The following is a 20019-nucleotide window of genomic DNA, read 5'->3' on the forward strand; positions in this document are numbered from 1 at the left end:
CGTCTCAACGCATGGAAATCCTGAGATAAATCCCGTCCTTGCCGCGCACCGTCAGATGCGCGACAGGGACCGGTTCGCGGTCCTCGACAGCCTCGAACCGAAACGCCCGCAGCAGCATCGCGAGCAGAAGCGGCCCCTCCGCCATCGCGAAGCCTGCACCGGGGCAGACCCGCGCACCCGAGGAGAACGGGATATAGGCGCGGCGCTGGCAGGACTTGCCGTTCTCGGTCTCCCAGCGGCTCGGGTCGAACCCGTCGGGATTGTCCCATAGCCGTTCGTGGCGATGCAGGTGCCACGGTGAGATGACCACCTGACTGCCCGGTTTGACGCCGCGCTTGCGGAAGGTTTCCGGGCAGGTCGCCTCGCGCACGAACATCGGCACCGGCGGGTAAAGCCGCATCGCCTCACGGAATGTGGCGCGGTTCAACTTCAGCTTGGAAAGCACGGAAAAGTTGTGACTTTCCGCCAGTGCATTCGTTGCCTCTTCGGCCACTCGGTCCTGCCATTCCGGATGCGTCGCCAGCAGATAGAGCGCCCATGCCAGCGCCGAAGCCGAAGTCTCGTGGCCCGCAAGAAAGAAGATCGCGACCTGATCGACCATCTCGGCGGTGTCGAAGGTCTCGCCGGTTTCGGGATCGGCGGTGGTCATGATCTTGGTCGCCAGATCGTCGGGCGCGGTGCCGGTGGCGATCCGGGCGGCGCGCTCTGTCGTCAGCCGCTTGATCAGCGCGCGGATATGGGCGGCCGTGCGCTTCGTCTCGCGCGCATGAAAGCGCGGAAACCAGCGCGGCAGCGGCAGCAGCGCGCCAAGATTGACCACCGGAGAGGCGCGCTGATGGCGCTTGAAGGCTGCGAAGACGGCGCTGGCGGTCTCATCCTCGATCGGGATCGAGAATAGGGTGCGAAAGATGATATCGGCCGCGACGTGGGAGGTTTCCGTTTCAATATCAATCGGTTCGGTTCCGGTCTTCATCTTCAGCCGTTCGACGCAAGCCTCGCCCGCTGCCCACATCGCCGGGAATGTCTCGCGCAGTTTGCCGCCCTCGAAGGCCGGGTCGATGATCCGGCGCTGGCGCTGCCATTGTTCGCCATTGGTGATGAAGACGCTCTCGCGGAGAAGCGGTTTCAGCCCCTCGCGCACTCGGTCGGATTTCGGGAAATCCATCGGGCGTTTGCTGAGCACCAGATCGACCAGATCGGGGTCGTTGCACATGTAGGAGCGGAAGAATGGCGTGCGGAACTCTGCCATCCACGCGCGATAGAGACGCGCGGGCTGGGCGGAGAGGATGTCAGATTTGAACAGCCGGAAATAGCGCCAGAGCGAGACGCGATCCGGGCGCGGGGTCGGTTTTGGGGGTAGGCGGGAGGGCCGGCTCATGTGACGCTCGAGAACCGGTTCGCGGGCGTCGTGATCCGGCTTTTCGATGGCGGACGACCGTGGAAGCGTTCGGCCAGGGTCAGCGGTCCGGCGGTCAGGCGGAAATAGTCGTAATCTCCGGGCCGGTCGAAGGCGCAGAGGTACTGGAAATGCAGCCGGAAGAAGCGCCATCGGAGGTCTTTCCAACGTGCAGGGCTGAGAGTCTGGGTGAAGGCGGCGGAGATCACCAGCGGGTGGATCTGGCCCTCCGGGGCCACGCCCGAGACCGCAACCGGATCGCAGAGCGCGAAGGCGCAGCCATCGCCCGGCGCGGTGACGTCGAGCCAGAACAGCTCGGGCCGCGTGGCGAGGAACTGCAGATCTGCGCGCAGGCGGGTGGCGCGGGGGAGGTAGCTGACCATCGGGATGACCTGACCGAGCGAGAGGAAGGCGAGCGCCGGGGGCGCTGCCCCCGGACCCCCGGGATATTTCGACAAGCCCGAACTGGGGAGGCGGTTCTCGCGGATCAGGTCGGCGAGGATCGAGACGGCGAGATGGGCGCCCGAGGAATGGCCGACGATCAGGACTTCATCCCAGTCCTCTCGCATGGCGTCTTCGATGCGGGCGGCGAACTCGGCCATGCGCGCTTCCAGCTCTGGCGGGTTCGCGCCGCCCCAGCGTGCGGTGAAGGCGTAGTCATGCATCAGGTAATAGGCGAAGAGCTTGCCGTCTTTGCCTCGGAACCAGCGCAGGGTGAGAGCGAGGATCGCGGCGCCGAGAATGAGGCCTGCGAGCCAGTCGAGCGGGAAGCCGGGAAGGCGCGTCAATGCGAGTGCTGCCGTAGCCCAGCCAAGGCCGAACCCGATCAGCGCCTGCACGATCAGTGCCACGATCGGGTAGAGCGCGGCGATCACCGGGCCTTTGCGCAGCCTCATCAGCCGGAACAGCGCGCCGGAGGCGATATAGGCCCATGCGGTGCGGATCAGTTGCGCGTAGGTCGCGGGGATCGATTTGCCCATCGATGAGCGCACGATATCGGACCAGACGAGCACTTCGACATCGGCCTCGACCTCTGCGCCGTCCTGGGTGGAGGTGACGTGCCAGCCATAGGGGCCGCCTGCGCGCTTGGGCGCCAGCGCGATCTCATAGCCCGAGATGCGGGCCTGGTCTGCGCCTTCCTTGCGGTAAAGCTCGCGGTAGCGGCGGGGGTGAATCGGGTCGTAGCCCGGAATGTAGAACACCCGGCGCCTGTGCACCCGCCCTTTAGACCCGCTTGTCATTCGCTGCCCTTCCTCGCGGGCAGATTAGCGGCCCTGCGCGGCGAAAGTAAGGAAAATCAGCGCTCTGCGCGTGACCAGCGCAACTGGTTCGCCTCGATCGCGGCGATGCGCCTTTCAGTCTTGGGGTGGGTGAGCAACCAGGCGGGCGTGGTCTGGCCCGCGTTCTTGGTCAGCGCATCGAGCTTGCGGAAAAGCGAGACCTGCGGCGCGGTGCCGAAGCCAGCCTTGATCATCAGTGCGGAGGCGAATTCATCGGCCTCGAACTCGTCGCGCTGGCTGAGGCGGGCGGCGAGTGCGGCGGTGATCAGATTGGCGATCCACGGACCGATGAAGGGGATGAAGCGGCCAAGCACTGTCATCAGCACGGCGCGCAGGGCGTTCTGACCCGAGAAGTCGATCATGCGGCGGCGCGAATGGCCCAAGGCGACATGGCCCAACTCATGCGCGATCACCGAGGTCAGCTCCTCCGCCGAGACTTCGCGGTTGCGATATTTGCGCATGAAGCCTTCGGTGATGAAGACGCGGCCATCGGGGGCGGCGAGCCCGTTGACCGGTTCGATCTGGTAGACATGGACGGGGATTTCCGAGACTTCGAGCGCGGCGGCGAGCCGGTCGAGATAGGGCTCCAGCTTGCTGTCGCGCAACCGGCGCGAATTCCCGTTCAGCTGGCGTTTGAGTTGCCAGGTCGAGAAATGCCACATGGCGAAGCCGTAGAGGACCAGCAGCAGGATCGGGAGAAGGCGGAACAACATGGGATGGATATGGCGGCTCGCGGGCCCGTGATCAAGCGTCGTGATCAGGCGTCGGATGGGGGGCTTTGGGCGCGCGCTTGGCCGCGTGCCAGAGCCACCAGCCGAAGGCGAAGGCGGCCGCACCCGCGCCCAACAGCCCCAGCGCGTTGCCCGCAAGTTCGGCGGCCGCGTCCAGATTGGCCCCGAAAGTGATGCCGAGGCCCACATAGGCGGTGACCCAGACCGCTTCGCCCGCCAGATCGGCCAGCGTGAAACGCCGATGCGCGAAGCCCGAGGCGCCGGCTGCGAGGTTCACCCAAGGTCCGAGCGCGGAGAACATCCAGCGGGTGAAGAACACCGTGACCGCGCCGCGCCTGCGCAGGGCGGCCATCGCCTTGTCCACCAGGGCGCCGCGTCTGGTGCCGGGCTGCGGCAGGAACCGCTCGGCCCGGCGGCCGAGCTGAAAGCCCAGCTGATCGCCGAGGATCGCGCCGGTGAAGGCTGCGCCCGCGACCGTCGCGAGGTCCAGATCGCCCGAGGCCACGAAGGCTCCGCTCGCGATCATCATCAGCGAGGAGGGGACCGGGATCGCGAGGCAGCTCAGGAAGGTCGTCAGACCTAACAGCCAAGGCCCGTAGAGCGGCACCTGCGCGAGCAGCCAGTCTGAAAGGTCGGAGAAACTCATTGCGGCGGTCGCGCTTCTTTGTCGGCGATCGTCTTCGGCAGGCCGAGAGACAGTTTGCGCATCAGGTCCTGCAGCGGCTCGCCCTTGGCCTTCGCGATACGTTCCAGCGTCGGGCGTCCGTCGCCGACCAGCGCGTGGCCGTCCTCGATGCCGAGGATCGCGTCGACTTCCTCGATCTTCAGATGCCAGCTACGCGCGATATAGCCCGGCGTCATCCATTCCTCTGGGCTTTGATGCAGATGGGAGGGGTCCGACCAGTAGATCGCGCGCGAGACGAACCTTGCGCCGAAGAACAGCGACAGCGCGACCGCGAGGATAAAGCCCAGCGAGGCGATCTTGTGATGCCCCCAGAGGTAGCGCAGCCGGTTCATCCGAGTTCTTTCATCGCCGCGGTGATCCCTTCGAGGGTCAGCGGATGCATTCGGTTCTCGAAGATCTCGCGGATGATCTCGATCGACGGCGTATAACCCCAGCCGCGTTCCGGGATCGGGTTGAGCCATGTGTGATCGGGCCATTGCTCGCGCGCGCGGGTCAGCCAGACATGGCCCGCTTCGTCGTTCCAATGCTCGTTTGCGCCGCCGCGATGGGTGATCTCATAGGGCGACATCGAGGCGTCGCCCACGAAGATGCATTTGTAATCGGGCCCGTAGCGATGGAGCACGTCCCAGGTCGGCGTCGCCTCGTTCCAGCGGCGCTTGTTCGATTTCCAGACGCCTTCGTAGAGGCAATTGTGGAAATACCAGTGCTCGAGATGCTTGAACTCGGATTTGGCGGCGGAGAACAGTTCCTCTACCAGCTGCACATGGGCGTCCATCGAGCCGCCCACATCGAGAAACAGCACGACCTTCACCGCGTTATGCCGCTCGGGCCGGGTCTTGACGTCGATGTAGCCGGCTTCGGCCGAGGCGCGGATCGTGCCGGGCAGGTCGAGTTCCTCGTTCGCGCCGTGGCGCGCCCATTGGCGCAGGCGTTTCAGCGCCACCTTGATGTTGCGGGTGCCCAGTTCCACGGTGTCGTCGAAATCGCGGAACTCGCGCTTGTCCCAGACCTTCACGGCGCGCTGGTGACGGCTTTCCTTCTGGCCGATGCGGACGCCTTCCGGATTGTAGCCATAAGCGCCGAAGGGCGAGGTGCCCCCCGTGCCGATCCATTTGCTGCCGCCCTGATGGCGGCCTTTCTGCTCCTCGAGCCGCTTTTTCAGCGTTTCCATCAGGTTGTCGAACCCGCCGAGCGCCTCGATCTGCGCTTTTTCTTCGTCTGTTAGGTGTTTCTCAAGCTGCTTGCGCAGCCATTCCTCGGGCAGATCGACGGCGTTGAGCACATCGTCCGGCGTGATCGTCTCCAGCCCCGAGAAGGCCTCGGAGAACGCGCGGTCGAACCGGTCGAGGAAGCGTTCGTCCTTCACCATCGCGGCGCGGGCGAAATAGTAGAACCCGTCGATGTCGTAGGTGCAAAGCCCCGCGGCCAGCCCTTCGAGAAAGCTCAGATATTCGCGCAGAGAGACGGGGACACCGCCGCGCCGCAGAGCATCGAAGAATGGCAGGAACATCTCCGCCCTCCGATTATGCCCAGATGCGGTTGATGATCACGGTGACGAAGAGGCCCACCAGCGCCAGCCCGATCGCGTGAACGGCGGCATATTGCGCCCGGTCGAGCTTGTTGCCGCCGCGTTTGCGGGCCTTCCAGTCGCCCCAGATCAGCCCGATCACCACCCCTGCCAGAACATACATGCTGCGCCCCCTTGCGGTCTTGGTCCGGGCGCGCCCGGACCGCCTTTTGCGGTCAGTTCACGCGAGCGCCCGCATTGGCGAGGGCCGCCACCTCTTTCGCGCGGCGTGTAACCGCCGCGTCCGAGCCAAATCCATAGCGCGCCCATTGCTGCATGTCGAGACGAGCCTGATGTTCCTGCGTAGCGTCACCAAGCTGGCCATAGGCTTCGGCGCGGATCATGTAGAGCGTGGCCATCAGCGAGGCGTTCTCGGTCGAGACATCGGAGGCCAGCGCGCGGTTCACCAGCGTCACCGCCTCCTGCGCGCGGCCCGTGCCAAGCGCGTAGGCCGCAAGCTGCATGTCGATATGGGCGGCCTGAATTTCCGCGCCCGGCGTTGCGCGATAGATCCGGCCTGCCTTCTTGTAGGCCGCGACGGCTTTCTCGGGATCGGTCTTCATCGTCAGCCGCCCGACCGCGAACCACGCAAACGCCGCGCGGCTGTCATGCCAGCCCCGGCTGGTGGCGATCTTCGTGGCGCGTTCGGCGGCGGCACGACGGCGCTTGTCGCTCGCGCCTTGACCGAGCGCGGTGGTGATCGCCTTCACATAGGTGCGCGGTGTCGGATCGGCGGGCAGGGTGCGCATCTGGCCGCCCGACGGGTGGATCTTCGACAGGATCGCGGGCAGGGCCGCGCGCACTTCGTCGGGGCTCATGCCGGTATGCAGCGCCGGGTCGTAATAGGCCCGCAGGATCGTCATGTCGAACTTGGTCAGCACGGTGTGGAAATTGTCGTCGTTCCAGACCGTATCGGGCAGGCGGTAGAGATCGTTCACCGGCCCGAGCGCCTGGCTGACCTCCTCATGCAGGCAATCGCGGATCTCCTGCGGGGTCGAGGCGGCGGGGATGAACACGGTGGCGGAATGGCGCTGCGTCAGCTTGGCCCAATCGCTGGCCTCGTCGCCATGCGAGTTGCGGTAATCCGTCCAGCTTTCGACATTGGGCACCACGAAACAGGCGACATTCGGAACCTCGCGCCGCATCTGCCGTTGGGGAACGAATTGCACAGAGATCGTGTTGGCATTGCCCGGTTCGGTCGACACGTTCAGCCCCGCCTCGGTCTGCAGCCGGTGGACCAGATGACCCAGTTCGGTCTGCGCGACGGGCGGGGCGTTGCCGGCGAGCGTGATCGAGACGGGACCTTCGAACCGGGTGAAGCGCGGCAGCGCGCGCCCGGATTCGAGGAAAAAGCTGAGCTCCATGAAGTCGGCGCCCAGATGGCTGTTATCGGGCAGCCGCTCAGACGAGGGAGCGGTCTCGAGCCCTGGCGCCAGATCGGGCGCGGAGAGGTCGAGAAGTTGGGCCGTGCCACGGGTCGTCGTCACCTCGGGGCTGTTGGTCGAGCAGGCGGCGAGACCGCCCGCGACGATCAGCGCAGCGAGCGTGCCCGCCCGCGCCGCAGCGCGTCCGGGGGACGAGGCTTTCAACAAGCCGGTGCGCGATGCCGTCTCAAGGTGCGCAGGCGCCAGAGAGGCCGCGCTGAGCAGTTTGAATGCTAAGCGCATGGCAGCGTGTTCCCAGTTCGATGCCGCAAGGTACACATACGGGTTTAAGCCCTGCCAGTAAATCTTTGCCTTACAATCGGAATTTTCGAGCCTCGGGGCGCGAAGCGGCGATATCCCGCCGGTCCGCAGCGCGGCTGAGGCTGCAATATGCTGAATGAGACGGCTTCTGTGCGCGGGAGCTCTGATTGATCACGACTCCGCGAATCGCGCCGTGATGACCGCCATTGTCGTGAGGTTGCGGACGATTTGTGCCGGTTTGCGCAACAATAGCCGCTGGAAAGGCCTCAAATCCGGAGTGGAAGAAACGCGATGCGCAAAATGCGAAACGCCCGGAGCTAGCCCGGGCGTTCGACTGTCTTGGTGGGGCGGATCAGGCGCGGCGACGGCGCCCGCCACGACGCCCACCGGCGGAGGAGGTGGCCGCGGCTGCAGAGGCTTCGGCGAAGCTGATGCCGCCCTCTTTCATCGCGTCGAGCGTCTTCGACAGGCGGATCCACTCCATCCCGTTCGGGTCGTGGTTCATCAGCAGGTTGGCGGCGCGGATCGCTTCCATCTCCTGATTGCGCACCGGGTTCATGATCGCCGAGGTCATGCCGGCGCCGATCGCCATAGGCAGGTAGGCCCCGTTGATCCCGTGGCGGTTCGGAAGGCCAAAGGAGATGTTCGACGCGCCGCAGGTGGTGTTCACGCCCAGCTCGTCGCGCAGGCGGTTGACAAGCGTGAAGACCTGACGGCCCGCGGAGGCCATCGCGCCCACCGGCATCACCAGCGGATCGACGACGATGTCATGCGCGGGGATGCCGAAATCGGCGGCGCGCTCGACGATCTTCTTGGCCACGGCGAAACGCACGTCGGGATCTTCGGAAATCCCGGTGTCGTCGTTCGAGATCGCGACGACCGGCACGTTGTATTTCTTCACCAGCGGCAGAACCAGTTCCAGACGCTCTTCCTCGCCCGTCACCGAGTTCAGCAGCGGACGGCCTTCGGCGGCTTCCAGACCCGCCTCGAGCGCGGCCGGAACCGAGCTGTCGATGCACAGCGGCACGTCGATCACGCCCTGCACGCAGTTGATCAGATCGCGCATCAGCGAGGGTTCGACGAAGTTGTTATCCGCATAGCGCGGGTCTTCGGCCATCTTGTTCGAGAACACCGCGCCCGAATTGATGTCCAGAACCGTGGCGCCGCAGGCGACCTGCTCGAGCGCGTCTTTCTCGACGGTCGAGAAATCGCCTTGCTCGAGCTCGGCGGCCAGCTTCTTGCGGCCGGTGGGGTTGATCCGCTCACCGATGACGCAGAAGGGCTCGTCAAAGCCGATCACGACGGTTTTGGTTTTGGACTCAAGGACGGTGCGGGTCATTCATGGCCTCTCTGTTCGGCGATCCAATTGGCTGTGGCGGTGATACCGCCCAGCGGGAAGAAATGCACGGCTTCGATATTCGACGGGCGATCGGCGGCCAGATCGGTCAGCAATTCGGTCGGCTCGAAGGGCAGCAGCAGCTTCGTCACGTCGCGGGCGCGCTTTTGCAGCACTTTCAGCGATGGGCCGACGCCGCAGGCGATGGCGAACTTCAGCAGCGTCTGCAGTTTCGCGGGGCCCGCGATGCCCAGATGGACCGGCATTTCGATGCCGTTGGCCTCCAGACGCTTGGCCCAGTCGCGGATCGGACCGGCCTCGAAGGCGAATTGCGTGGCGATCGCCATATCCGCATCGGTGCGGTTCGCGAAATCCTGCTTGAGCTTCAGCGCGGCCATCACCTCTGCCTCGCCGCCATTGGGATCGATGTCGCGGTTGCCCTCGGGGTGGCCGGCGACATGAAGACGGGCGAAGCCGTCGAAGGCGCCGGTTTCGATCATCTGCATGGCGCAGTGGAAGTCGCCCTTCGGCTCGGCCACGCCGCCGCCCAGCAGCAGCGCCTGCTCGACACCTGCTTCGCCACGGTAGCGTGAGACCCAGTCATTGAGCTGCGCTTCGTCGCGGATGATGCGCGCCGGGAAGTGCGGCATCGGTTCGAAACCCTCTTCGCGCAGCCGTTTGGCCGTGGCGAGCATTTCCTCGAAGGGCGTGCCGTCGATATGGGCGATATAGACGCGGGAGCCCTTCGCGAACAAAGGCGCGAAGCTTGCCACCTTCGCGGCGGTGCGCGGCATGACCTCGACCGAGGCGCCGTCCAGCAGGGCCACCATATTGGCGTTCACCGGCGGGCGGACCGGTTTCGCAGCCTCGCGGCGGAAATTCACAAGAGCCATGCGCCTATTCTCCCTTACGCGTCGGGCTGGGGGTTCCAGCCGTCATTGGCAATCAACGCGCGCAACCGCGCGTCGTCGTAGTCAGAGAGGATACGCGCCAGCACGGCCTCGGCCGCCTCGGCATCGTCGCCGGGCTCCTCGCCCTCGGGCACCTTGCGCCACTCGGCCAGATAGGCGTCGCTGTCGCGGGCGCCGATCTTCATGGCCGCGCGGTCGATCGCCTGCTCGAACCGTTCGGGCAGTGGTTTCTTGACGCCACGGCGTCCCTTGCCCGCGATGATCTGGGCCGGGATGTCGCGCCAATAGACCAAGGTGATCTGTGCCATGCGAATCTCTCTCCTCGTGGGGCCAGAATTGCCCGAAAGCGACGCCGGGCGCGGTGGATTTTCGACATTCCGTCGCGGGTGAGCGACGTGCCGGTGACTGTGGGGCAGGTGATAGCAGGCGGGCAGGGGCCTGGACCAGCGCTGCGCATCGGAATAATCCGCGCCAAGATCATGAGCGCGGCTCAATCGACCGCGCTCCATCGCTGACCCAATCGGCCCGCCGCGTCGCGCCGTTCAATCCGACAGGGCGGTGATCCGGGGCAGGAACTCGGCGCGGCTCTTGGAAACCTCTTCGGCGATGAAGCGCATCGCGGCGCGGACGCGGGCGATCTCGTGCAGGTCTTCATGAGTGACCAGCCAGAAGGTGCGGCGAATCTCGATCTCGTCGGGCAGGATCGGCACCAGCTTCGTCGAGTGGCGGGCGAGGAAATCGGGCAGCACCGCGATCCCGCGTCCGGCCTCGGCCACCTGCTTGTGCGCGAAGAGATTGGTCGAGGACAGGCGCGGCGTGTGATCGCCCAGCATGACCGACAGGTAATCCAGCTCCGGCGTGTAGATCAGTTCCGGGATATAGCCGACCAGCGGGTGCTTCAGCAGGTCCTCCTTGCGGTTGATCGCCGAATTGCGGGCGAGGTAGTCGGGGGAGGCGTAGAAATGCAGCGTGTATTCGGTGAGCTTGCGCGACACGAGCCGCCCCTTTTCGGGGCGCGACAGGGTGATCGCGATATCCGCCTCGCGCTTCGAGAGCGAGAACAGGCGCGGCGTGGCGACCAGCTGCGCCTCCAGCTCGGGATTGGCCTTGATGAAATCCGCCAGCCGCGGCGCGAGAAAGAACGCCCCGAACGCATCGGGCGCGCCGATCCGCACCGTGCCGGACAGCGCATAGAGCGTGCCCGACAATTCGTCCTGCACGCGTGCCGCGACATTCTCGATCTGCTCGGCCTTCGCCAGAAGCCGCTCGCCATGTTCCGACAGCGCATAGCCGCGTGGGCTGCGCTCGAACAATTGCGCGCCAAGCTGGGTCTCCAGAGATTTGACCCGGCGTGATACCGTGGCATGATCGGTGCCCATCGCGCGGGCCGCGACGGTCAGGCGCCCGGCCCGGGCCACCGAGAGAAAGAATCGCAGATCGTCCCAATCGAAGCTCATTGCCGGTCCTTTTTGCAGTCGTGTGTCGTAAAAACGGGCTATATGGGTATTCTTGCACATGCGTTTGGCGATACGTGGCATGGCCGCGCGTATTTTCCCACCTAGCCTTTTGCACATGGCCGGTTTCTGCCTATGATGGGAGCGCTGACAATGAATTTATCGGCTTGAAGGGAACTGCGGTGGCGCAAGCACTTGAATGTCCCCTCGTTTCCAAGCTGAATTCGCCAGCGGTCGCGTCGAGGAGCAGGGACGGCCGTGTGAGGAGAAAAACAGGATCGTAATCCGGCAGGGACCAGAGAAGCGTCCCGTCGGCGTGTTCTCATGGCGCGATGCGCAAGAGAGCCAAATCTATCAACCAATGGGAGGAATGTTGATGAAATCAGCTATTTACGCAGGTGTAAGTGCCGCGGCGCTTAGCATTGCCGCAGGCGGCGCGATGGCGCAGGATGCGATTTCGAACGGCTCGGTGAAGATCGGTGTGCTCGGCGATATGTCCGGCGTCTACTCGACCGGTTTCTCGGGTAAGGGCGCGGTCGACGCGGTGAAAATGGCCGTACGCGACTTCGGCGGCGAAGTTCTCGGCAAGCCGATCGAAGTGATCTCGGCTGACCACCAGAACAAGGCGGATGTCGGTTCGGCCACCGCACGCGAGTGGATCGACCAAGAGCATGTCGACATGATCGCCGACCTGACCAACTCGGCCGTGGCGCTTGCCGTGCAGCAACTCGCTTCCGAGAAGAAGACCATCACCTTCGCAACCGGCGCTGCCACCGCGGCGCTGACCGGCGAGAACTGCTCGAAATATGGCATCCACTACGGCTACGACACCCATGCGCTGCCGGTCGGCACCGCGACGGCGGTCGTGAAGAACGGCGGCGACAGCTGGTACTTCATCACCGCTGACTACGCCTTCGGCCATGCGCTGCAGGACAACACCTCGGAAGTCGTGAAGAACCTCGGCGGTTCGGTCGTGGGCAGCTCGGACGTGCCGCTGGCATCGACCGACTTCTCCTCGTACCTGCTGCAGGCGCAAAGCTCGGGCGCGAAAGTGATCGGTCTGGCCAATGCCGGTCAGGACACCGTGAACTCGATCAAGCAGGCGCATGAATTCGGCATCGTCGCCGGTGGCCAGCAGCTCGCTGGTATGCTGGTGCTGATCTCGGACGTGAAATCGCTCGGCACCGACGTCGCCAAGGGCCTCCAGTTCACCACCGGTTGGTACTGGAACATGGACGACGAGAGCCGCAAGTGGAAGGAAGAGTACGAGAAGTTCTCGGGCGGCGAAGCGCCGACCTTCGTGCACGCTGCGGACTACTCGCTGACCATGGCCTATCTCGAGGCGATCAAGGCGGCTGGCACCGACGATTCCGACAAGGTGCGTGAGCAGCTCGGCAAGATGAAGATCGACGACTTCTTCGCCAAGGGCGGCACCATCCGTCCCGACGGCCTGCTGGAGCACGACATGTATCTGCTGAAGGTCAAGGAAGGGGGCGAAGATCCGTGGGACGTGGCCGACGTGGCGCGCACCATTCCGGGCAAAGAGGCCTATGCTTCGCTCGAAGCGGGCGGCTGCAAGCTGGTCAACAAGTGATCTGAACAAATCCTTGGCGCAGGGCGGCATCGCGACCGCCCTGCGCCTGCGTATCAGTCCGAAAGCGAGACCATGAGCGACGATATCATTCTCGAGGCCAAGAACCTGACCAAGAGTTTCGGCGGCTTCGTGGCCGTCAATGACGTGAACCTGCGCATCAAGCGCGGCGCCATTCACGCGATCATCGGCCCGAACGGCGCGGGCAAGACCACGATGTTCAACCTGCTGACGAAATTCATCACGCCCACGTCGGGCAAGATCCTCTTCAACGACCGCGATATCACCAATCGCAAACCCGCCGAGATCGCCAATATGGGCATCGTTCGGTCGTTCCAGATTTCCGCGGTCTTTCCGCACCTGACGGCGCTGGAAAACGTGCGCCTCGCGCTGCAACGCTCGCTGGGCGTGAGCTATCAGTTTTGGCGCTCCAAATCGGTGCTGCACGACCTCGACGCGAAAGCCGTCGCTGCACTCGATCAGGTGGGGCTGAAGGACTTCGCCCATCTCAAAGCGGTGGAGCTGCCCTACGGCCGCAAACGCGCGCTCGAGATCGCGACGACGCTGGGGCTGGAGCCCGAGCTGATGCTGCTCGACGAGCCGACCCAGGGCATGGGCACCGAGGACGTGGGCGCCGTGACCGAGCTGATCGGTCGTGTCCGCGAGGGGCGTACCATCGTGATGGTGGAGCATAACCTCGGCGTCGTGGCGGAACTGGCCGACACGATCACCGTGCTGGCGCGCGGCGAAGTGCTGGCCGAAGGGCCCTATTCCGAAGTGTCGAAGAACCCGCAAGTCATGGAGGCCTACATGGGCGTCTCCGCCGACGAGCAGGAGGAGGTCGCATGAGCACCGCAACCATGACCAAACCGATGCTCAAGATCGAGAATCTGCACGCGTGGTATGGCGAGAGCCACGTCCTGCACGGGATCAATCTCGAACTGGGCGAGGGGCAGCTGATCACCCTTCTCGGCCGCAACGGCGCGGGCCGTTCGACCACGCTGCGTTCGATCATGGGTATGGTCGATCGCCGCGAAGGCTCGATCAAGATCAATGGCGAGGAGTTTCTGACGAAGCCCACGCACAAGATCTCGCCCGATGCACGGATCGGCTATTGCCCCGAAGAGCGCGGCATCTTCGCCTCGCTCAATGTCGAGGAAAACCTGATGCTGCCGCCGAGCGTGGGCGAGGGCGGCATGTCGGTGGAGGAACTCTTCGAGATGTTCCCGAACCTCGCCAATGTCCGCAAGCGGATGGGCACGCGGCTTTCGGGCGGCGAACAGCAGATGCTGGCCATCGCGCGTATCCTGCGCACCGGTTCGCGGCTGCTGCTGCTCGATGAGATCACCGAAGGGCTTGCGCCCGTGATCGTGAAAACGCTGGGTCGCGTGATCCGCGATCTGAAATCGCGCGGCTACACGATCGTTCTGGTGGAGCAGAACTTCCGCTTCGCAGCCCCGCTCGCCGACCGCCATTATGTCATCGAACATGGCGAGGTGATCGACGTGATCGAAGCCGATCAGGTCGAAGCCTCGATGGACCGGCTGAACCATTACCTGAGCGTGTAACGAGAAACCGGGCCGGGCACAGGCGCCCGAGACCCGACAGGGAGGACAACCCCGATGGATCCGATGATCCGACTTATTCTTGCCCAGGGGATGCTGGGCCTAAACAACGGCGTGTTCTACGCGATGCTGAGCCTCGGGCTCGCGGTGATCTTCGGCCTCTTGAACGTGGTCAATTTCGCGCATGGCGCGCTCTACATGCTGGGCGCGTTCCTCGCGCTGATCCTGTATTCCTATGTCGGTCAGTGGATCGGCATGGCGGACCTGCATATCGGCTTCTGGCCAGCGCTGATCCTCGCGCCGCTCCTGGTGGCCTGCTTCGGGATGCTGATCGAACGCTTCCTGCTGCGCAGGCTCTACAAGCTCGACCCGATCTACTCGCTGCTGCTGACCTTCGGGATCACGCTGGTGCTGCAGGGCCTGTTCATCAATTACTTCAACGCCTCCGGCACGCCCTATCCGGGGATGCCCGAGAGCATGAAGGGCGTGACCAATCTCGGCTTCATGATGTTCCCGAAATACCGCCTCTTCGTGATCATCTTCTCGATCGTGGTCTGCTTCGTGACCTGGTACGTGATCGAACGGACCCGGATCGGCGCACGGCTGCGCGCGGGCACCGAGAACCCCGAGCTGGTGAAAGCCTTCGGGATCAACGTGCCGCTGATGGTGATGCTGACTTTCGGCTTCGGCACCGGCCTCGCGGGGCTCGCAGGCGTGCTGGCCGCGCCGATCTACTCGGTCAGCCCGCTGATGGGCGCGAACCTGATCATCGTGATCTTCGCGGTCGTCGTGATCGGCGGCATGGGCTCGATTGCGGGGGCGGTGATCACCGGCTTCTCTCTGGGGCTGATCGAGGGCGTGACCAAGGTCTTCTACGCGCCCGCCGCGAACACGGTGATCTTCCTGCTGATGGTGATCGTGCTTCTGGTGCGCCCGTCGGGCCTCTTCGGACGTCAAGGGTGAGGGTGAAGACATGAGCAATACGACAAGCACGACGAGCGAAATCGGCGAATTCGAACAGGAAGACGTCAGCCCCCAGACCCACAAGCGCGGCCGCATGGTGCAGGCTGTGTTCTGGGTGGTGTTGCTGGGCTTCCTCGCGATCGCACCCTTCTTCCTCTACCCGGTCTTCGTGATGCAGCTGCTGTGCTTCGCGCTGTTCGCGGCCGCCTTCAACCTGCTGATCGGCTTCACCGGCCTCTTGAGCTTCGGCCATGCCGCCTTCTTCGGCGGTGCGGCCTATGTCGCGGGCCATGTGCTGAAGGTCTGGGGCTTCCCGCCGATCCTGGGCATCATCGCTGGCACGCTCGCAGCGGCTGCGATGGGCTGGGTCGTGGGCTCGCTCGCCATTCGCCGGCAGGGCATCTACTTCGCGATGATCACGCTCGCGCTCGCGCAGATCGTGTATTTCTTCGCGCTGCAAATGCCCTTCACCGGCGGCGAGGACGGTCTGCAAGGCATCCCGCGCGGCAACCTGCTGGGGATTTTCAATCTCAGCGATCCGATCACGATGTACTATTTCGTGGCCGTGATCTTCTTGGTCGGCTTCCTCGCGATCTACCGCATCGTGCATTCGCCCTTCGGGCAGGTGCTGCAGGCGATCCGCGAGAACGAGCCGCGCGCGCTTTCGCTGGGCTACAACGTCGACCGGTTCAAGCTGCTGGCCTTCGTGCTGTCTGCGGGTCTGGCAGGGCTTGCGGGCTCGACCAAGGCGCTGGTGTTCCAGTTTGCCTCGCTGACCGACGCGCATTGGCAGATGTCGGGCGAGGTGATCCTGATGACGCTTCTGGGCGGCATGGGCACGATCTTCGGCCCGGTCGTGGGCGCGTTCATCGTGGTCACGCTGCAGCACTTCCTGTCGGGCATCGGCTCGTGGGTGCAGGTGGTGATCGGCGCGACCTTCATCGCCTGCGTGCTGCTGTTCCGCCGCGGCATCGTCGGCGAGATCGCGCGCCTGCTGCGCATTTCGTCGCTGTAAAACTGGCGTGGCGGGGGCGCTGCCCCCGCTCGTCACGGCCCGTCGCTTGCGCGTCGGGCGTTCGGCGGGGCGTTCTTCCACTGGAAGGCCGCCTTTCCCGCCTCACCCCCCGGGATATTTCACAAGCCCGAAGAGGGACCGCGGCCTCAGGGTCTGGGAGCGCGCAAGGCGCGCGGGTTCACCGTCGCCCAGTCCGGCCAATATCCAAGCTTTTCAATGACAACGATCGCGATCACGGCGAGCGCCACGACCGCCACGATCTTCACCTGCGTCATCGACGGAGGGCGCCGTGCCCACCGCGCCATGCGCAGCAGCCACGTGTAATTCACGAAGCATCCCCGGTGAAGCGCACCTTGCCGATATAGGGCAGGTTGCGGTTGCGCTGCGCGAAGTCGATCCCGTAGCCCACGACGAATTCATCGGGGATCTCGAACCCGGTCCAGGTGGCGCGCACATCGACCTCGCGCCGCGACGGCTTGTCGAGCAGCGCGCAGGATTCGATCCGTCCCGGTTCGCGCGCCCGCAGCATTCCCATCACGTGGTGCAGGGTGAAGCCAGTGTCGACGATATCCTCGACCACCAGCACGTCGCGGCCTTCGATGCCCGCGCGCAGATCTTTCAGGATGCGGACTTCGCGCGAACTGGTCATCGCGTCGCCGTAGCTCGAGGCCTCGAGGAAGTCGACTTCGACGGGCAGGTCGATCTCGCGCACCAGATCGGCGATGAACACGAAGGAGCCGCGCAGCAGCCCCACCACCACGAGCTTGTCGGTGCCCTTGAAGGTCCGGGTGATCTCGGCCGCCAATTCCTCGACTCGGGCCGCGATCTGCTTGGCCGAAATCATCTGGTCGATCACATAGGGGCGCTGCGTCATGATGTCGGGCCTCGAAACGGGTTGTAGGGCTTGAACTCGGGCTTAGCTTTAGCGCATCAAGAGGCGCAAGAAAACGGGAGAGACATGCCTAAGCATCACGAGAACAGGGTCATGCCCTATAGCGCGCAGCAGATCTACGATCTTGTGGCCGATGTGGAGAGCTATCCGAAATTCCTGCCGTGGAATTCCGCCGCCCGCGTGCGCTCGCGCGAAGAGCGTCCGGACGGCTCGATCCTGATGCTGGCCGATCTGGTGATCTCGTTCAAAGTGTTCCGCGAGAAGTTCGGCTCGCGCGTGGTGCTTCATCCCGAGGAGCATCATATCGAGACCGAATATATCGACGGGCCGTTCAAATACATGCACAGCCACTGGCGGATGACCGATCGCGAGGACGGCTCCTGCGAGGTGGATTTCCACGTCGATTTCGAGTTCAAGAACGCGATCCTGCAGGGCGTGATCGGGGTCGTCTTCAACGAGGCGATGCAGCGGATCGTGCGTGCCTTCGAGAAGCGCGCAGAGGAGTTGTACGGGCCGAAGGGCTGAGCGCCGCGCCGTTCGTTCCGCGCCACGAAAAAGGCCGCCTCTCGGGGCGGCCTTTTTGCGTTTCCGTTCAAAGCCCTGCGATCAGGAATTCATGTCGTAGGCGCGTTCGCCATGGGTGGAAAGGTCCAGCCCGTTGGTCTCGTGCTCCTCGCTCACGCGCAGCGGGAAGACGAGCCGCACCAGCATCGCCAGCGCCCAGCTGCCTGCGACGGTGAAGACGCCCACCACCGCCAGCGCGCCAAGCTGGGCAACAAAGCTGCCATGGCCGAAGACCGCGATCATGATCGTGCCGAAGATGCCGCCCACGCCATGGACCGCGAAGACGTCGAGACTGTCATCGACATGAAGCCTCTCGCGGATCAGCACGACGAATTCCTGACAGATGATCCCGGCGGCGAAGCCGATCACCAGCGCCTCGATCGGACCCACGAAGCCCGAGGCCGGGGTGATCGAGGCGAGGCCCGCGATCGTGCCGGTCACGAGGCCCACCATCGAGGCGCGGCCGAACTTGATGCGCTCCCACAGCGCCCAGCTCAGCGAGGCGGCGGCAGCGGAGATATGAGTGACGGTGATCGCCATGCCGGCGACGCCATCGGCCGCCAGCTCCGAGCCGCCGTTGAAGCCGAACCAGCCGACCCACAGGAGCCCTGCGCCCATCGCGACCATGCCGGGATTGTGCGGCGGGGTGGTGCGCTTGGCGCGCGGCCCGATCATCAGCGCCAGCACGAGGGCTGCAAGACCCGCGGTTTCATGCACCACGATGCCGCCCGCGAAATCCCGGGTGCCGACCGCGCCCCAGATGCCGCCATCCGACATCATGCCGCCCCCCCAGATCCAATGCGTGACCGGGGCGTAGATCAGCAGCATCCAGAGCCCGGTGAAGGCCATCACGAAGGCATAGTTGATGCGCTCCACGAAGGCGCCGACGATCAGGGCGGGCGTGATGATCGCGAAGGTCATCTGGAAAGCGAAGAAGACGATCTCGGGGATCGAGCCGGAGAGGCTTTCGGGCGTCACGCCCAGCAGCGCAAATTTGCCCAGACCGCCCCAGTAGCCATTGGCGTCCCCGAAGGCGATCGAATAGCCGAACAGCAGCCACAGCACGCTCATCAGCGCGGCGATCGAGAAACACTGCATGAAGATCGACAGCACGTTGCGCGCCCGCACCAGCCCGCCGTAGAACAGCGCCAGCCCCGGCAGCGTCATCAGCAAGACCAGCGCCGTCGCCACCATGATCCACGCGGTATCGGCCGCGTTCATCCCCGCTTCCATTTGCTCACATCCTCCTCGGAAATCCCTCTGGAGGGGCAGGGGCCATAAGCGCCGCGCGCAATAAAGGGACAATTTCCGCGCAGGCCGCTCAAATGCGCGTCACTTTGGAAACTGCGCGCAAATTGGGCAGATTTTTCCCGATATGCGCGATTGATGGGCGGAAGTGAGTCAGCTTTCGGCGGCTTGAAGCAGCAGGCTCAGCGCATGATCGCGGGCCGCTTCGCGAACGGTGTCGCGGCCGAGCGCGCCGAATTCGACTGTCTCGACCTGCGTTTCGGCGCCGTTTCGGGCGAGGCCGAAGCAGACGCGGCCCTCGGGTTTGAACTCCGACCCGCCGGGGCCTGCGATCCCGGTGATCGCGACCGCGAGCTGGGCGTGGGAGTGGCGCAGCGCGCCCTCGGCCATCTCGCGCGCGACCTCCTCGGAGACCGCGCCATGGGCGTCGAGGCTTTCCGCGCTGACGCCCAGCATCTCGCGTTTGGCGTCATTGGTGTAGGTGACGAAGCCGCGCTCCACCACCGCCGACGATCCCGGAATATCGGTAAGGGCTGCGGCGACCATGCCGCCGGTGCAGCTCTCGGCGGTGGCGACCATAAGACCGCGCGCCTTGCAGGCGTCGAGAACGTCGGAGGCGCGGCTCATCCCATCATGCCCAGAAAGACGATGTGATAGAGCCCTGCGAGGATGATCGACACGATCCCGGCAAAGACCCCCGCCCAGATATCGTCCAGCATCACGCCCGTCGCGTCATGGCGGCGATCGGCGCGGCCCACGAGCCACGGCTTCCAGATGTCGAACAGCCGGAACAGCAGGAAGGCCGCGACCGGGCCGGGCCAGACCATATGCAGATCGACGCCGGTAGAGAGGCCGCGCTGCCAGAAGCCAAAGGCCGGGAACAGGAGCGCCACCCATTGGCCCGCCACCTCGTCGATGACGATCTCGGAGGGGTCGTCGCTGCTGTCGCCCAGTTGCGCGCGCACCGACCAGAAGCCGAGTGCGGTGACCGCGACCGTGGCGATCACCAGCGGGATAAAGCCCAGCCAATGCTCGATCGCCCAACCGACCAGCACCGCCACCAGCGAGCCCCAGGTGCCCGGCGCGGGTTTCAGCAAGCCGACAAATCCGACCGTGTTGATGGCGCGCAGCATGGC

The 20019-nt window shown here is 64.6% G+C and carries 23 protein-coding genes; 6 read left to right on the forward strand and 17 right to left on the reverse strand.

Annotated elements, in window-relative coordinates:
* Positions 1–4 precede the first annotated feature (4 nt).
* From B6V75_RS01725 to B6V75_RS01775, 12 genes are all read right to left on the reverse strand, one after another.
* Positions 5–1378, reverse strand: coding sequence for a cytochrome P450 (locus B6V75_RS01725; RefSeq protein WP_088718537.1), 1374 nt, complete (start codon positions 1376–1378; stop codon positions 5–7).
* Positions 1375–2637: a hypothetical protein gene (locus B6V75_RS01730; protein ID WP_088718538.1), complete on the reverse strand. Its 1263-nt coding sequence runs from the start codon at positions 2635–2637 to the stop codon at positions 1375–1377. The genes B6V75_RS01725 and B6V75_RS01730 overlap by 4 nt, the downstream gene beginning before the upstream one ends.
* A 56-nt stretch (positions 2638–2693) precedes the next feature.
* Entirely contained in the window at positions 2694–3386 is a 693-nt protein-coding gene (locus tag B6V75_RS01735) for a M48 family metallopeptidase (protein WP_088719358.1), read from the reverse strand.
* Between the two features lie 34 nt (positions 3387–3420).
* Positions 3421–4053 (reverse strand): DedA family protein, encoded by a 633-nt coding sequence (locus tag B6V75_RS01740; RefSeq protein WP_075774929.1) that lies wholly within the window; start codon positions 4051–4053, stop codon positions 3421–3423.
* Positions 4050–4424 carry a hypothetical protein gene (locus B6V75_RS01745; RefSeq protein ID WP_088718539.1) on the reverse strand — a complete coding sequence of 125 codons (375 nt, stop codon included), beginning with the start codon at positions 4422–4424 and terminating at the stop codon, positions 4050–4052. The genes B6V75_RS01740 and B6V75_RS01745 overlap by 4 nt, the downstream gene beginning before the upstream one ends.
* Positions 4421–5602 (reverse strand): VWA domain-containing protein, encoded by a 1182-nt coding sequence (locus B6V75_RS01750; RefSeq protein ID WP_075774927.1) that lies wholly within the window; start codon positions 5600–5602, stop codon positions 4421–4423. The genes B6V75_RS01745 and B6V75_RS01750 overlap by 4 nt, the downstream gene beginning before the upstream one ends.
* A gap of 13 nt (positions 5603–5615) precedes the next feature.
* Positions 5616–5783, reverse strand: coding sequence for a hypothetical protein (locus B6V75_RS18560; RefSeq protein ID WP_165756950.1), 168 nt, complete (start codon positions 5781–5783; stop codon positions 5616–5618).
* Positions 5784–5835: 52 nt separating this feature from the next.
* Positions 5836–7326: a DUF2927 domain-containing protein gene (locus B6V75_RS01755; RefSeq protein WP_088718540.1), complete on the reverse strand. Its 1491-nt coding sequence runs from the start codon at positions 7324–7326 to the stop codon at positions 5836–5838.
* A 370-nt stretch (positions 7327–7696) separates the two neighbouring features.
* Positions 7697–8683, reverse strand: a complete 987-nt coding sequence (locus B6V75_RS01760; RefSeq protein ID WP_075774926.1) for a methyltetrahydrofolate cobalamin methyltransferase — start codon at positions 8681–8683, stop codon at positions 7697–7699.
* Positions 8680–9573: a 5,10-methylenetetrahydrofolate reductase gene (locus tag B6V75_RS01765; RefSeq protein ID WP_088718541.1), complete on the reverse strand. Its 894-nt coding sequence runs from the start codon at positions 9571–9573 to the stop codon at positions 8680–8682. Before B6V75_RS01765 ends, B6V75_RS01760 begins: the two co-directional genes overlap by 4 nt.
* Positions 9574–9587: 14 nt before the next feature.
* On the reverse strand, positions 9588–9899 hold the full coding sequence (locus B6V75_RS01770; protein ID WP_075774924.1) for a virulence factor: 312 nt from the start codon (positions 9897–9899) through the stop codon (positions 9588–9590).
* Between the two features lie 234 nt (positions 9900–10133).
* On the reverse strand, positions 10134–11048 hold the full coding sequence (locus B6V75_RS01775) for a LysR family transcriptional regulator (protein ID WP_075774923.1): 915 nt from the start codon (positions 11046–11048) through the stop codon (positions 10134–10136).
* Positions 11049–11421: 373 nt separating this feature from the next.
* On the opposite strand from B6V75_RS01775, the gene B6V75_RS01780 reads away from it, so the two are divergent.
* The 5 genes from B6V75_RS01780 to B6V75_RS01800 all read left to right on the forward strand — a co-directional run bounded on the left by B6V75_RS01780 (position 11422) and on the right by B6V75_RS01800 (position 16179).
* Positions 11422–12639, forward strand: a complete 1218-nt coding sequence (locus B6V75_RS01780; protein WP_075774922.1) for an ABC transporter substrate-binding protein — start codon at positions 11422–11424, stop codon at positions 12637–12639.
* A 72-nt stretch (positions 12640–12711) separates the two neighbouring features.
* Complete coding sequence (locus B6V75_RS01785; protein WP_075774921.1) at positions 12712–13485, forward strand: ABC transporter ATP-binding protein; 774 nt, start codon at positions 12712–12714, stop codon at positions 13483–13485.
* 11 nt (positions 13486–13496) lie between these two features.
* The gene (locus B6V75_RS01790) at positions 13497–14204 is read left to right on the forward strand and encodes an ABC transporter ATP-binding protein (protein ID WP_199224642.1); all 708 of its coding nucleotides are present in this window, start codon (positions 13497–13499) and stop codon (positions 14202–14204) included.
* Between the two features lie 63 nt (positions 14205–14267).
* Complete coding sequence (locus B6V75_RS01795) at positions 14268–15164, forward strand: branched-chain amino acid ABC transporter permease (RefSeq protein WP_088719360.1); 897 nt, start codon at positions 14268–14270, stop codon at positions 15162–15164.
* A 94-nt stretch (positions 15165–15258) separates the two neighbouring features.
* A complete protein-coding gene (locus B6V75_RS01800) occupies positions 15259–16179 on the forward strand; it encodes a branched-chain amino acid ABC transporter permease (protein ID WP_088719361.1) in 921 nt (306 codons plus the stop codon).
* Positions 16180–16325: 146 nt separating this feature from the next.
* Here B6V75_RS01800 and B6V75_RS01805 read toward each other — a convergent pair whose 3' ends face one another.
* Entirely contained in the window at positions 16326–16508 is a 183-nt protein-coding gene (locus B6V75_RS01805; RefSeq protein WP_078550189.1) for a hypothetical protein, read from the reverse strand.
* A complete protein-coding gene (hpt, locus tag B6V75_RS01810; protein ID WP_088718542.1) occupies positions 16505–17053 on the reverse strand; it encodes a hypoxanthine phosphoribosyltransferase in 549 nt (182 codons plus the stop codon). The genes B6V75_RS01805 and hpt overlap by 4 nt, the downstream gene beginning before the upstream one ends.
* Before the next feature lie 84 nt (positions 17054–17137).
* Between hpt and B6V75_RS01815 the strand changes: the two genes are divergently transcribed.
* A complete protein-coding gene (locus tag B6V75_RS01815; RefSeq protein ID WP_088718543.1) occupies positions 17138–17596 on the forward strand; it encodes a type II toxin-antitoxin system RatA family toxin in 459 nt (152 codons plus the stop codon).
* Between the two features lie 81 nt (positions 17597–17677).
* On the opposite strand, the gene B6V75_RS01820 is transcribed toward B6V75_RS01815, so the two are convergent.
* The 3 genes from B6V75_RS01820 to B6V75_RS01830 all read right to left on the reverse strand — a co-directional run bounded on the left by B6V75_RS01820 (position 17678) and on the right by B6V75_RS01830 (position 20016).
* Positions 17678–18856 (reverse strand): ammonium transporter, encoded by a 1179-nt coding sequence (locus B6V75_RS01820; RefSeq protein WP_088719362.1) that lies wholly within the window; start codon positions 18854–18856, stop codon positions 17678–17680.
* 180 nt (positions 18857–19036) lie between these two features.
* The gene (locus B6V75_RS01825; RefSeq protein WP_088718544.1) at positions 19037–19510 is read right to left on the reverse strand and encodes a CinA family protein; all 474 of its coding nucleotides are present in this window, start codon (positions 19508–19510) and stop codon (positions 19037–19039) included.
* A complete protein-coding gene (locus B6V75_RS01830) occupies positions 19507–20016 on the reverse strand; it encodes a phosphatidylglycerophosphatase A (RefSeq protein WP_075774914.1) in 510 nt (169 codons plus the stop codon). Before B6V75_RS01830 ends, B6V75_RS01825 begins: the two co-directional genes overlap by 4 nt.
* Positions 20017–20019 lie beyond the last annotated feature (3 nt).

Origin of the sequence: Thioclava sp. F1Mire-8, assembly GCF_002213165.1 — a bacterium.
GTDB classification, from domain to species: Bacteria; Pseudomonadota; Alphaproteobacteria; order Rhodobacterales; family Rhodobacteraceae; genus Thioclava; species Thioclava nitratireducens.